Below are 12,953 nucleotides of genomic sequence, written 5' to 3' on the forward strand. Positions count from 1 at the left end.
ACCTCAGGGTTGCTGGGACAGTACGTCCCAGCAGGCGCCCATGGTGTGGTAATCGGTTTTTCCCGGAGGTGATTTCAGCTTGTCGAACTCGCTGCCGTCGCGATTGCGGATGCGGAACCAGGCCCCTTGCTGGTGATCGATCAGGTGTTGCCAGCTGTACTCCCAGAGTCGATCATAGTCATCGGCAAAGCGTGTCTCGCCGGTGATTCGATACAGCCTCCAGGCAGCCGCAAAGGCTTCGGCATGCACCCAGAAATACTTGTGTGCATCGCTGAAGCTGCCGTCGGGCGCAAAGCCGTAGACCAGCCCTCCGTAGTCTTCATCCCAGCCGTGCTTCATGGCCACGTCATACAGCTCGGTAGCCCGTTTCACCCACAGCGGATTGGGGTTTTCCTGATTGAGCGTCAGCAGCAGTTTGGTCCACTCGACCTGATGACCCGGTTGAAAGCCCCAGGGCTTGAACAGATCGTCGGGTTTGTCGATGTTGTACTGCATGTCGGCTTGCCACTGCGTATCGTAGTGTTCCCAGATCATGCCGTTGTTGAGTTCTGCCAGTTCCACCGCAAAGCGTTGTGCAAGCAACTCGGCCCTGTCCAGATAACGTTTCTGCCGAGTGGCCTGCCATGCTGCCAGCAGCGCTTCACACGAGTGCATGTTGGCATTCTGACCGCGATAGGGGTCCAGCACGGTCAGGGTGCTGTCCAGTTCATCGGCATAGGCTCGGCCGTCAGCATCCCAGAAGTGTTCTTCCATGAAATGCCAGACATCATCGATGATTTCGGCAGCTTCAACGATGCCGGCCTGCACACAGCTGGCAGCTGCAAGCATCACGAAGGCATGTCCGTAGGCCATGGCTCGACCATCACTGACCTGCCCGTTCTCGATTACCCAGGCATAGTGCCCGTCGGGCTGCCGGTGCATCGACTGCAGATAGTCCAGTCCCCTGATTGCCCACAGCCGATGCTGTTCGGAGCCGTGGATTCGGTAGGCAGTGGCATAGTTGAATACGAAACGGGTCGAGCTGACCAGGTGCCGCATGCCCGGATCATACACAGTGCCGTCATCCATGAAACACTGGTGAAAGCCGCCGTCCGGGGCCAGCACATGCGGTTCGTAGAAGTCGAGTATGGACTGGATGTGCTGTTGCAGGAAGTCCGGAGACCGGAAGCTGGGCATTTGGAGTGTATTCATGATCGCAGTATAACCCTGTCTGATGGAACGACCGAATGCCGTATCGCGCACTCAGCTAGTATCATGTACCAAAATGCCTGCGAGACGGCTTTTGCAGATAACCCGGTAATTCAGAGTTGTCGCCAGGTGGTCGCTAAGGCTGTTGTAGTGGAACACGCCTGCTGCCGCATTCCGGCAGCCAGACAACCTGTAGACCGAGCATGAACAGAACAGACGATATCAGCAAGGCCGTGAGTTCCCGCACGACCATCAACAAGGCTCTGCGACTCAATCTCGATGAGAAGAAGTACGGCACCATTGCCGAGATCGGTGCCGGTCAGGAAGTGGCCAGGCAGTTCTTCCTGGCGGGGGCTGCTGCAGGCACCATCGCCAAGACGATGTCTGCCTACGACATGCAGTTCTCCGATGCCATCTATGGCACCCAGGAAGGCGGAAGATACGTCAGCAAGGCCCGTGTGAAGGCCATGCTGGACAAGGAGTTCTCCCTGGTGCTGGAGCGGGTCGGGACATCCCGGTCCCGCTCGTCACGCTTCTTTTCCTACGCCGCAACGGTGTCGGCGAAGAGCTTCAATCGGGATAATGAATGCCATTCCTGGTGCGGTATCCGAATCCAGATGTATCCTGGTGCGGAGCCATCGGACATTCTGGTGCATGTGCGCATGCGCGAAAAGACTGCCGAACTGCAACAGGACACCCTTGGCATTCTGGGGGTCAATCTGATCTATGCCGCGTTCTACTACTTCGAGGATGCGCGCAAGATCATCGACTCGCTGAGCGACAATCTGAATCCGGAAGCCATCGAGATCGATTCCATCGAATTTCGCGGGCCGTATTTCGAGGATCTGGACAACCGCGCCATGAACCTGCATCTCATTCGCAGCTGGAAGACTCGCGCAGTGATGTTCGAGCCCGACGGTAGCATCGTGGTACCGGCGGAAATGCTCTACAAGAAGAACGTGCTGACCATACGGGGCTCCTTCCGACCGGTTACCCGGCTGAACGTGGACATGATCGAACAGGGGTTTGCCTCCTTCAGTCAACAGGACGGGGTCGAGGCGAACAACAGTATCGTTCTGGCGGAAATATCATTGAATGATCATTTCGGCAAGGACCTGATGGTGCCGGAGGAAGACCTGCTGGCCCGCGTCAGTCTGCTCAATGCGCTGGGTTACAGTGTCATGGTGTCGGATTACACACGTTATTTTTCGTTACGTGCCTATTTCAGGCAATTCACGGCGCTGCAGATCGGTATCGTGCTGGGCATGGCAAACGTCAAGGAAATATTCGACGAAGACAAGTATGTCGGCGTGGAAGGCGGCATGCTGGAGGGGTTTGGCAAGCTGTTTCCGGACAATACCCGTCTGTTCATCTACCCGGAACTGGATTCGCGCAAGGAAGTGGCTGATTACACCAGCGTCGAGGTGGACTCCCACGTACGCTTTCTGTACAGGCATTTGCTGGAAAACCGCTTCATTACCGGTATCGATTGCAGTGACCCCGAACTGCTGAATATCTATTCGCGTGAAGTCCTGACCATGCTGTCCAACGGCCGTGAGGGGTGGGAACAATGCGTTCCCGAACAGGCGGTTGCCTTGATCAAGTCCAACCGTCTGTTCGGTTTTCGCGGCTGATGATGCAATCGTCAGTTGCAGCCCAGCAGGGCTGAGGCCCGGCTGGCTGCAGACTGCCCGGGAGATCGCAATGCCGGCCGCAGATGGCGCCTGAGCCGGCTCAGGCGTTCACATCCACGACCACACGGCCCTTGATCTGACCCTTGAGAATCTGTGCTCCCAATTCGGGCAGGTCGGCCAGGGTGGCAGTCTGGATCATGCCTTCGAGCTTCTCCATCGGCAGTGATTCGGAGAGCTTCTTCCAGGCGGCCAGGCGGTTGTCATAGGGCTGCATGACGGAATCGATGCCCAGCAGGTTCACCCCGCGAAGCAGAAACGGAATGACGGTCGCCGGCAGTTTTGCACCACCGGCCAGACCGATGGAGGCGGCACTGGCACCGTATTTCAGCTGACCGAGTACGCGGGCCAGCATGGCGCCTCCCACGGCGTCTACACAGCCAGCCCAGGTTTCGGCTTCCAGTGGCTTCTTGACCGTCTCTTCAAGATCTTCTCGAGGCACGATGGTCGTGGCACCCAGTTCCTTCAGATACTCGGCGGTCTCCGGTCGTCCGGTCACCGCTGCCACCTCATGGCCCAGGTTGCTCAGAATGGCCGTTGCCACTGAACCCACACCACCGGCAGCTCCGGTGACCAGTACCTGGCCCTGACCCGGCGTCAGACCATGTTTCTCCAGCGCCATGACGGCCAGCATGGCGGTAATGCCGGCTGTACCCACGGCCATGGCCTGATAGGTGGACAATCCGTCTGGCAGTGGAACCAGCCAGTCGGCCTTGACGGACGCTTTCTGGGAATAGCCTCCCCACCAGGCCTCACCCACGCGCCAGCCGGTCAGGACTACCTTGTCGCCTGTCTTGTAACGCGGGTCGCTGGAGCTTTCTACCGTGCCGGCAAAGTCGATGCCGGGTACATGTGGGTAGTTTCTGACCAGGCCACCTCCGGGTCCGACGCACAAACCGTCCTTGTAGTTGACCGTCGAGTATTCCACGGCCACGAGGACCTCACCATCGGGCAACTGGCTTTCTTCCAACTGCCGCACGCTGGCCGAGGTCTTGCCTTCGTCGTCTCGCTCTACGAGCAATGCCTTGAAACTCATGATTTTCCGTATTCCAGTTGTTGACCCAGACAGGAATCCTGCCCGACTGTCCCTATATTGTCGACCATCTGGCAGGCGAAATCGGTTCGTCCGGCCGCGAAACGCCCTTGCGGGGGGATGCGGCTGTTAAAATGCGGCCCATTGTCTTTTCTCTTCACGGGTAGTTCAGTGATGTCCGACGCGCCCATCGTCAATCTTTCCGGTTACCGCTTTGTGCATCTGGATGACCTGCCGGCCATACAGTCCGCCATGAAACAGGCTTTCAGCGAGGTCGGCCTGCAGGGGTCGGTCATGCTCGCTTCGGAAGGCATCAATGTGTCGATTGCAGGTACACGCGAACAGGTCACGGCCGCCCGCCAATGGTTCGATCAGGACCCCCGGTTTGCCGATCTGTGGCTCAAGGAAAGCTATTCGGCGGATGTGCCGTATCGTCGCCTGCGCATACGCAGGCGCACCGAGATCATCGCCTTCGACGGGCAGGATTCCGAGAAGCTGCAGGCACGGCGTCCGCCTGCGCCTTCGCTGGCACCGGAAACGCTGTGCCAGTGGCTGGATGAGTCCAGAGACATGACCTTGCTGGATACGCGCAACGATTACGAGATCGTATCGGGGACCTTTCCGGCGTCCACACACTTGAATATCAAGCACTTCCGCAACTTCAAGGTGGCGGTCGACAAGGCCCTGGCAGAAGGCCGGCTGGACAGGGACAAACCGATGGTGACCTATTGCACCGGCGGAATACGCTGCGAAAAGGCTGCACCGTGGTTACTGGAGAAAGGGTTTCGCGAGGTTTATCAGATTGAAGGAGGTCTGCTCAACTACCTGCAGAGCTGTGGTTCGCGTCACTGGGAAGGCGATTGTTTCGTCTTCGATGACCGTGTCGAACTGACTCCGGAGCTGCAGCCTACCGGTGCGGGTTTGTGCGATCACTGTCAGCTGGCTGTCCCCGCTGGTACCGAGTGTCGTTGTCAGCTGGGCCGCCACTGACACGCAGCGGCCCGGCTCAGAGCCCGAGAGGAGCGTCTCCTGTCTTGATCCGTCCTGCCGCTCGTTACCTCAGGACATGCCGGCCAGCATGGCTTCGCCGCGTTCGCCGGACTTTCGTTGCTCGTTGAGGACAACCCGGTTGCGCCCTCGGCGCTTCGCTTCGTACAGGCTGTCATCACTGCGTTTCGCCCAGCTCTCCCAGCTTTCCTCCGATTCCAGTTCGGCGACACCGATGCTGATCGTGATACGGCACATACCCGTGAAGTCGGCGGCAGCCACCGCCTGGCGCAAGCGCTCTGCAGTCTCGGTCGCCGCGCATTGATTGGCACCTTTGAGCACCACCGTGAATTCCTCTCCACCCATGCGGAAAATGGCATCCTCGTCTCGCAGCATGTCTCGCAGCAAATGGCCGACCATGCTCAGTACTTGGTCGCCTGCCGCATGGCCTCGGGTATCGTTGAGAAGCTTGAAATTGTCGATGTCGATGGCCAGCAGACTGACGGGCTGACGATAGCGGTCATGCAGTCTGACCGCCTGCTCCATGCAGTCGTTGTAGGTCAGGCGATTGAGCAGGCCTGTCAGAGGGTCCAGCACCAGTTGTCGTTGCAGCTGCTGACGTTGACCGTCAATCACGTTCACCATGATGGCTGCAAACAGGCTGACGGCGCCAAGACTGGCAGTGACTCGCAGTGCATAGTCGTTGTCCAGCGTCATCCACACCATGGGCATGGCAAAGATCAGGATGGTGAGATTGGCCATCCAGGCACGACGTTCCGACAGCATGCAATAGGCGGCCAGCACGATCGGATAGCACCAGAAACTGGCAATGATGCCATCCATGCGGAAAATGTTGGTCATGAACATCATGCCAGCCGGAAACAGGCCATACAGGGTCAGGAATTGATGACAGATGCCACGCATGGCCATCCAGGCATTGGCCAGCAGTATGAACACCACGGCCATGGATCCGATACCGATGGCCGTCTCGCCGCGTATCAGGTCGTAGACGCCGACCGGCAGCATGAAGAGTATGGCTGCCGCAGCAACACCCAATGTGGCCTTCGACCTGAAATCCGTAACAGGGTCGTCTTCATTCCTGACCGATAGTGTGGAACTCACCCTGGCTTCTCCCTGCGATGCTGGTTCTTCCGACACCGACCCTGATCCCGGGAAGCGTGTCCTTCTGGTAAGTAAAACAGTAAAACCGGCCCAGTAGACGTTACTTGAAGCTGTGCCTTGATGACTGGTAATGTTGCCCCTGTAGCAGAGCCTGTTTACGTGTCTACAGGTTAACCTTTTGTCAGTGGCCGTGAGAGAACACTGACTTGTCTGTATGGTTAGGTTACACGAGCGGGGGCCTCTGCGCTGTCGATCATTGGAAGTGGCGATTGGCTTGAAGAGTGGACAGCCAGTCGGGTAGCACCATTCCTGAAGAATGGTTATACGTGTTTGTTCTTTCGCAACCCCGGGAGCGGTCAGGCTTGATACAACAGGATTTCTCTACCAGCGAGCAGGCGGCCGAAGAGTCGGTCAAGGTGTCGGCCTTCCGGCATCGGCATGCTCATCTGCTCAGCGCAGCCGCTCTGGCTTGTCTGCAGAAGGCAAATTCCGGTGTCGAGTCAGCTCTGTCGACACTGGAGGTTCGCGATCAGCAATTGTTTCGCCTGCGTCTGGCACGCTGGTTCCAGAATCTCTACGAAGGGCTGCTGCCGGTTTATGGGCAGAGAGCCGATTTCGATGACTTCATGGAACGTCTGGTGCTGCTGATGGCGCGGCATTATGTGCAGAGGCCCGATGAGCTCAAGGTTCTCGATGTGGAGCGCGATCTGGAGCCGGACTGGTTTCAGCATGAAAGCATGCTCGGCTATGTGTTCTATGTCGAGCAGTTTGCCGGAAAGCTGAGCAAGGTACGCGATCATCTGGACTACCTGGAGGAGATGGGCACCAGTTATGTGCACCTGATGAAGGTCATGCAATCACGCGACGGCGAGAATGACGGAGGCTATGCGGTGACGGACTACCGATCGGTGGATGCCTCGCTGGGGACCAACGAGGATCTGGAATCCCTGTGTGCCGATCTCAGGGCGCGTGGCATGTCGGTATGCATCGATCTGGTGCTCAATCATTGCGCGCAGGAGCACCCCTGGGCGCTGGCAGCGCAAGGTGGCGATGCCCGTTACCAGGACTATTTCTACATGTATGACGATCGCAGTCTGCCGGACGCTTTCGAACGCACACTGCCAGAGGTCTTCCCGGAGTTTGCGCCCGGCAACTTCACGCTGGACGAGAACAGCGGAAAGTGGGTCTGGACAACCTTCAATCATTTCCAGTGGGACCTGAACTGGTCGAATCCCGAGGTATTTCTGGAGATCGTGGAAGTGATGTTCGACCTTGCGAATCAGGGGGTGGAGGTGTTCCGACTGGATGCGGTAGCCTTCATGTGGAAGCGCATGGGTACCGATTCCCAGAATCAGGAAGAGGTGTTCGATCTGATGCAGGCATTGCGTACCTGCTCGCGCATTACCACGCCAGCAGTTGCTCACAAGGCGGAAGCCATCGTGGCTCCCGATGATCTGATCCGCTATTTCGGGGTGGGGCGTCATCATGGCAAGGTATCCAACTTCGCCTATCACAACTCGCTGATGGTGCAGTTCTGGAGCTCTCTGGCCAGTCGTGATACACGCCTCATGACGCGTGCCCTGAGCGAATTTCCGAGAACTCCCAATTCGATTGCCTGGGGGACATATTTGCGTTGTCATGACGATATCGGCTGGGCCATCGCCGACGACGATGCCGAGTCGGTGGGACTCAACGGCGCGGCACATCGGCATTTCCTGTCCAGCTTCTACTCCGGGGAATTCGAGGGCAGTTTTGCCCGAGGTGGGGTATTCCAGTTCAACAAGGCAAATGGTGATCGGCGCATCAACGGAACGCTTGCCAGCCTGTCCGGGCTCGAGCAAGCCATTGAATGGGGCAATCCCGAACTGGTGGATCTGGCCATCGAACGCATACTGCTCGGGCATGCACTGATCTGCGGTTTTGGTGGCTTGCCACTGATCTACATGGGCGACGAGCTGGGGCTGCTCAATGATTATCGCTATGTGGATATTGCCGAACATGCCGGGGATAGTCGCTGGATGCATCGACCTGCCATGGATTGGGACAGGGCGGACAGGCGGCACGACCTGAACACGATCGAAGGCCGTTTGTACACCGGGCTGAGTCATATCATCAGGGTCCGACGCAAGACCTCGCAGCTCAATGCGCGCTATGACACGGATATCGTGGATACCGGACACCCGCATGTGTTCGCCATTGCCAACAGACACCCATTGGGAACTCTGGCCTGCGTCTACAACTTTACCGAAAGCACGCAGTATCTCAACGTACAGCCTCTGTACGAGAGCGGTATTGTCGAGCTGTATGACAAGCTCAGTGCGCGCGAGATCAACGTCTACAATGATGTCATCGAACTATCGCCCTACGCCAGACTCTGGGTAACCTGAATTGCCTTCACCACAAGCATCCACGATAAATTGAACACGATGAATACTTCCGCCATTCTCATCACGCTATCGGGTCCGGACAAGCCCGGCATGGTCAGTGCCTTGTCCGAGGTGGTTGCCAGCCACGATGGCAACTGGCTCGAGAGTCGCATGGCGAACCTGGGTGGGCAGTTTGCCGGTATCCTGCGCGTCGAGGTGATCGAGTCTCGCCAGGAAGCCTTGCTGGCTGCCTTGCAGGCACTGGATTCGTCAGCCCTGCAGGTCTCGCTCAAGGCTGTCGAGGATGGCGCGGTACCCCCTGCGGGTCGCGAACTCGAACTCGAACTGCTGGGTCAGGATCACCCGGGAATCGTGCGCGATATCAGCCGTGTCCTGTCCGAAGCGGGTGTCAGCGTACAGGCGTTCGATTCATGGCTGGAGGACGCGTCCATGGCTGGCGGCGTGCTGTTTCATGCGAACGCCTTGCTGAGTCTGCCCGAGGGCCTCACCACCGAACAGTTGCATGAGCGGATGCAAACCCTGTCGGACAGTCTGATGGTGGATATCCACCTGATAGAACCCGAAGATGGCTGAGTGACCGGCCGGGCGTTGCTGCCCGGCCAATTCAGGTTGCTGTCACCCCTGACGTGCCGGGGGTCAGTGCTGAGCGTTCTTTTCGGGAATCAGACCTCGCGGACTGAATCGCAAGGTCAACAGCAGTATCAGGCCCATGGTCATGAGGCGCATATGCTGGGCCGAGTCGATCAGATGCGCTCGCAGGGCGCTGCCGCTGTCCATTTGGGAGGTCAGGGTATTCATCAGCCAGATACCCATGGGTTCGGACTCGATCCAGAAGAACCAGATGACGAAGCCACCGAGTATCGCCCCCCAGTTGTTGCCCGAGCCTCCGACAATGACCATGACCCAGATCAGGAAGGTAAAGCGCAGCGGCTGGTAACTGGAAGGCGTCAGCTGTCCGTCCAGCGTGGTCAGCATGGCACCGGCAATTCCCACGACCACCGAGCCGAGCACGAAGACCTGGAGGTGTCTGGCCTTGACATCCTTGCCCATGGCTTCTGCGGATATCTCGTTGTCACGGATGGCACGCATCATCCGGCCCCAGGGGGAACGCAGCGCCTTCTCGGACAGGTACAGCACCAATAGCAGCACGATACCGAACAGCCCCGCATAGCACAGCTTGACAAAGATGCTGGAGAAAGTCACCGGGTCGGTTTCCAGGCGAGCCGACAACTGGATGAACCACTCGCTTTGCTGGAGATTGATTTCATAGGGAACCGGACGTGGCAGACCGACCACGTTCTTGACGCCGCGGGTCATCCAGTCCTCGTTCTTGAGCATGGCGACGATGATTTCCGAGATGCCCAGGGTAGCGATGGCCAGGTAATCGGCTCGCAGGCCCAGGGTGATCTTGCCGACAACCCAGGCGGCGGCCCCTGCCAGAATGCCACCAACCGGCCACGCAAGCAGGATCGGCAATCCCAGGCCTCCCAGGTAACCGGAGGCTGCGGGATTGACCTTCTCGATGACATCACTGGCGGGGTCGAAGAATCTTCGCACGAGAAAATAGCCTGCGACGCTGATCAGTATGACGATGAACATGCGGAAACGCCGGCCTTGCATCTTCCGGTAAGAGAACACGGCACAGACCACGGTCAGGATCATGGCCAGCACACCGCCTGTCACGCCCAGTCCGCCGACCGACCAGGCTTCGCGAACCGGTGGCATGGAGATCAGCATGGCAGCCAGTCCGCCGAGAGCGGCAAAGCCCATGATGCCGACATTGAACAGGCCGGCATAACCCCACTGGATATTGACACCCAGTGCCATGATGGCGGAGATGATGCACAGGTTGAGAATGGACAGAGCCAGGTTCCAGCTCTGGAACTGTCCGACCAGGACGATCAGTGCGCCGATGATCAGAAAATAGACGATGTTGCGCATCGAGCTCATACTCCTGTCCCCCTGAAGATTCCGTTGGGCCTGACCAGTAATACAAGCAGGAGAATCACGAAACTGACCGCGAACTTGTAGTCGGTGGACAACAACTGGACCAACCCATCAGGCACCCAGTCGCCGGGAACAAGATAGGCAATGACTCGCTTGTAGGCATAGGTGACCATGATTTCGGAGAAGGCAATCACAAAGCCACCGGCAATGGCACCCAGTGGATTGCCCAATCCACCGACGATGGCCGAGGCGAATATCGGGAGCAGCAACTGGAAGTAGGTGAATGGCTTGAACGACTTGTCCAGACCGTACAGTGTGCCGGCGATGGTGGCCAGGGCGGCTGCCAGAATCCAGGTGATGGCCACGACACGATCCGGGTTGATGCCGGAGAGCAATGCCAGATCCTCGTTGTCGGAGTAGGCGCGCATCGATTTGCCAGAGCGCGTCTTGTTGAGGAACCAGAAGAGCAGGGCGACGACGACGATCATCGTGATGACGGTGATTCCCTGCGTCAACTTGATGGAGACCCCTTCGGACAAGCCGGTGAGTTTCTTGAATTCACCTGCCTTGATGATGAAGCGTTCACCGTCGGCAAAGTTCTGGTCATCAGGGCCGATGATGAAGCGAACGATCCCGTTGGTGACGAACATGACGCCCACGGAGGCGATCAGGTAGATGACGGGATCGGAACGCTTGCTGCGGTAGAAACGGTATACCAGGCGATCGGTTGCCAGAACGTAGAATGCACAGAAAATGATGCCGAAGGGCATGGCCAGCAAGGCCGTGGGGAGCGGCCCCAGGTGAATGCCCATGGACTGGAACCACCAGGTGAACAGGATGGTCACCATGGTGCCGAAGGCCATGGTATCGCCGTGAGCAAAGTTGGAGAAGCGCAGGATGCCGAATACCAGTGTGACCCCCAGTGCGCCCAGCGCGAGCTGGCTGCCGTAGGCAAGGGCGGGGACCAGGACATAGTTGGAGAGCAGGGCGAAAGCGTTGAGTAGTTCCATGATCAGCCTCCGAGAAAACTCTTGCGTACTTCGGGGTCGTTCATCAGCGCCTGTCCCGTGTCCGTGAATCGGTTGCGTCCCTGCACCAGGACATAGCCCTTGTCCGCAATGTTGAGGGCTTGTCGGGCATTCTGTTCGACCATGAGTATCGGCAGACCGGTACGGGCGATATCGATGATGAGGTCGAACAGCTCATCCATGACGATGGGCGACACGCCGGCTGTCGGCTCATCGAGCATGAGCAGTTTGGGTTGCGTCATCAGTGCCCGGCCGACTGCGACCTGCTGTCGCTGACCACCGGAGAGCTCCCCGGCATTCTGGCGGCGCTTTTCGCGCAGGATCGGAAAGAGTTCGTACACCTCTTCCATGGTCTTGCTGATGTCATCGCGGCGCAGAAAGGCCCCCATTTCCAGGTTCTGTTCCACCGACATGGAGGGAAAGACATTGCTGGTCTGCGGTACGAAGGCCATGCCCTTGGCCACACGATCCTGCGGGCTGAGCGCGGTGATGTCCTCGCCGTCCAGCACGACACTGCCGGAATGGATGTTCAGCATGCCGAATACTGCCTTCATCGCGGTGGACTTGCCGGCGCCATTGGGGCCGACAATGACGGCGATTTCGCCGGCTTCGACAGCGATGGTGCAATCATGGAGGATGTCCACGCTGCCATAGCCACCTGTCATGCCTTGTGCAAGCAGAAAACTCATGAGCCCACCTTGTTCTTCAGACCGGTACCGAGGTAGGCCTCGATGACGTGTTCATTGGCTTTTATTTCGGCCAGGGTGCCCTCGGCCAGTACGGTTCCCTCCGCCATCACGATTACCGGATCGCAGAGCTTGTCGATGAAGTCCATGTCGTGCTCGATCACGCAGAATGTGTAACCTCGCTCCTGGTTGAGGCGGATGATGGCATCACCGATGGTATTGAGCAGCGTGCGATTGACACCGGCCCCGACTTCGTCGAGAAAGACAACCTTGGCATCGACCATCATGGTTCTGCCCAGCTCCAGCAGTTTCTTCTGCCCCCCTGACAGATTGCCCGCCAGCTCGTTGGCCACGTGCGAAATTTCCAGAAAATCGATGACCTCATCGGCCTTTTCCCGGACCCGCTGTTCCTGCTCCCGCACCTTGCTGCCGTGAAACCAGACATCGCGCAATGACTCCCCCGGCTGGCTGGCCGGCACCATCATCAGGTTCTCGCGAACGCTCAGTGTGGAGAACTCGTGGGCGATCTGGAACGTGCGCAACATGCCCTTGTGGAACAGCTCATGCGGCGGAAGTCCGGTGATGTCTTCCCCGTCGAGCCAGACGGTGCCGGAGCTCGGTTTGTGGACACCGGCAATGACATTGAACAGGGTAGTCTTGCCAGCACCATTGGGGCCGATGAGGCCGGTGATGGAACCCTTGCCAATCGTCAGGGATGCGTTGTTGACGGCTGTGAAACCGCCGAACCTCTTGGTCAGACTATCTACCTTGATCATGGTTTCGCGTTCGTGGGGCGGCGGCGTCCGACGATGGAATCAGTCGAGTGGCGCCGGAAACAGACTACAAAAAAGGGCGGCCAGAAAACTGGCCACCCTGCATCGCCA

The 12,953-nt window shown here is 58.2% G+C and carries 12 protein-coding genes; 4 read left to right on the forward strand and 8 right to left on the reverse strand.

Going from position 1 to position 12,953, the window contains the following annotated elements; translation table 11 throughout:
- Positions 1-3: 3 nt before the first annotated feature.
- Entirely contained in the window at positions 4-1,191 is a 1,188-nt protein-coding gene (locus tag ACUNV4_RS07690) for an AGE family epimerase/isomerase (RefSeq protein ID WP_430877925.1), read from the reverse strand.
- Between the two features lie 200 nt (positions 1,192-1,391).
- Here ACUNV4_RS07690 and ACUNV4_RS07695 point away from each other — a divergent pair, with 200 nt between their 5' ends.
- A complete protein-coding gene (locus ACUNV4_RS07695) occupies positions 1,392-2,822 on the forward strand; it encodes a hypothetical protein (RefSeq protein WP_430877926.1) in 1,431 nt (476 codons plus the stop codon).
- A 100-nt stretch (positions 2,823-2,922) separates the two neighbouring features.
- On the opposite strand, the gene ACUNV4_RS07700 is transcribed toward ACUNV4_RS07695, so the two are convergent.
- Both ACUNV4_RS07700 and ACUNV4_RS07705 read right to left on the reverse strand, forming a co-directional pair.
- Entirely contained in the window at positions 2,923-3,915 is a 993-nt protein-coding gene (locus ACUNV4_RS07700) for an MDR family oxidoreductase (protein WP_430877927.1), read from the reverse strand.
- Positions 3,912-4,073, reverse strand: a complete 162-nt coding sequence (locus ACUNV4_RS07705; RefSeq protein WP_430877928.1) for a hypothetical protein — start codon at positions 4,071-4,073, stop codon at positions 3,912-3,914. The genes ACUNV4_RS07700 and ACUNV4_RS07705 overlap by 4 nt, the downstream gene beginning before the upstream one ends.
- A gap of 13 nt (positions 4,074-4,086) precedes the next feature.
- Here ACUNV4_RS07705 and trhO point away from each other — a divergent pair, with 13 nt between their 5' ends.
- Positions 4,087-4,902, forward strand: a complete 816-nt coding sequence (gene trhO / locus ACUNV4_RS07710) for an oxygen-dependent tRNA uridine(34) hydroxylase TrhO (RefSeq protein ID WP_430877929.1) — start codon at positions 4,087-4,089, stop codon at positions 4,900-4,902.
- A gap of 69 nt (positions 4,903-4,971) precedes the next feature.
- On the opposite strand, the gene ACUNV4_RS07715 is transcribed toward trhO, so the two are convergent.
- Positions 4,972-6,021, reverse strand: coding sequence for a GGDEF domain-containing protein (locus ACUNV4_RS07715; protein WP_430877930.1), 1,050 nt, complete (start codon positions 6,019-6,021; stop codon positions 4,972-4,974).
- A gap of 362 nt (positions 6,022-6,383) precedes the next feature.
- On the opposite strand from ACUNV4_RS07715, the gene ACUNV4_RS07720 reads away from it, so the two are divergent.
- A complete protein-coding gene (locus ACUNV4_RS07720; RefSeq protein ID WP_430877931.1) occupies positions 6,384-8,408 on the forward strand; it encodes an alpha-amylase family protein in 2,025 nt (674 codons plus the stop codon).
- A 39-nt stretch (positions 8,409-8,447) separates the two neighbouring features.
- Positions 8,448-8,981 (forward strand): glycine cleavage system protein R, encoded by a 534-nt coding sequence (locus tag ACUNV4_RS07725; RefSeq protein ID WP_430877932.1) that lies wholly within the window; start codon positions 8,448-8,450, stop codon positions 8,979-8,981.
- A gap of 63 nt (positions 8,982-9,044) precedes the next feature.
- On the opposite strand, the gene ACUNV4_RS07730 is transcribed toward ACUNV4_RS07725, so the two are convergent.
- Genes ACUNV4_RS07730 through ACUNV4_RS07745 form a run of 4 tightly spaced genes read right to left on the reverse strand, consistent with a single transcriptional unit; the run spans position 9,045 to position 12,845 of the window.
- Positions 9,045-10,358, reverse strand: a complete 1,314-nt coding sequence (locus ACUNV4_RS07730) for a branched-chain amino acid ABC transporter permease (RefSeq protein ID WP_430877933.1) — start codon at positions 10,356-10,358, stop codon at positions 9,045-9,047.
- Positions 10,355-11,365, reverse strand: coding sequence for a branched-chain amino acid ABC transporter permease (locus ACUNV4_RS07735; protein WP_430877934.1), 1,011 nt, complete (start codon positions 11,363-11,365; stop codon positions 10,355-10,357). Before ACUNV4_RS07735 ends, ACUNV4_RS07730 begins: the two co-directional genes overlap by 4 nt.
- A gap of 2 nt (positions 11,366-11,367) precedes the next feature.
- Entirely contained in the window at positions 11,368-12,072 is a 705-nt protein-coding gene (locus tag ACUNV4_RS07740) for an ABC transporter ATP-binding protein (RefSeq protein WP_430877935.1), read from the reverse strand.
- A complete protein-coding gene (locus tag ACUNV4_RS07745; protein ID WP_430877936.1) occupies positions 12,069-12,845 on the reverse strand; it encodes an ABC transporter ATP-binding protein in 777 nt (258 codons plus the stop codon). The genes ACUNV4_RS07740 and ACUNV4_RS07745 overlap by 4 nt, the downstream gene beginning before the upstream one ends.
- Positions 12,846-12,953: the final 108 nt, after the last annotated feature.

The sequence above is a fragment of the Granulosicoccus sp. 3-233 genome, from assembly GCF_052681095.1.

Bases quoted from the DNA above. Each gene is read 5' to 3' on its own strand.
- ACUNV4_RS07700 (WP_430877927.1), bottom strand. From the start codon at position 3,915: ATGAGTTTCAAGGCATTGCTCGTAGAGCGAGACGACGAAGGCAAGACC.
- ACUNV4_RS07735 (WP_430877934.1), bottom strand. From the start codon at position 11,365: ATGGAACTACTCAACGCTTTCGCCCTGCTCTCCAACTATGTCCTGGTC.
- ACUNV4_RS07725 (WP_430877932.1), top strand. From the start codon at position 8,448: ATGAATACTTCCGCCATTCTCATCACGCTATCGGGTCCGGACAAGCCC.
- ACUNV4_RS07745 (WP_430877936.1), bottom strand. From the start codon at position 12,845: ATGATCAAGGTAGATAGTCTGACCAAGAGGTTCGGCGGTTTCACAGCC.
- ACUNV4_RS07730 (WP_430877933.1), bottom strand. From the start codon at position 10,358: ATGAGCTCGATGCGCAACATCGTCTATTTTCTGATCATCGGCGCACTG.
- ACUNV4_RS07740 (WP_430877935.1), bottom strand. From the start codon at position 12,072: ATGAGTTTTCTGCTTGCACAAGGCATGACAGGTGGCTATGGCAGCGTG.
- ACUNV4_RS07690 (WP_430877925.1), bottom strand. From the start codon at position 1,191: ATGAATACACTCCAAATGCCCAGCTTCCGGTCTCCGGACTTCCTGCAA.
- trhO (WP_430877929.1), top strand. From the start codon at position 4,087: ATGTCCGACGCGCCCATCGTCAATCTTTCCGGTTACCGCTTTGTGCAT.
- ACUNV4_RS07695 (WP_430877926.1), top strand. From the start codon at position 1,392: ATGAACAGAACAGACGATATCAGCAAGGCCGTGAGTTCCCGCACGACC.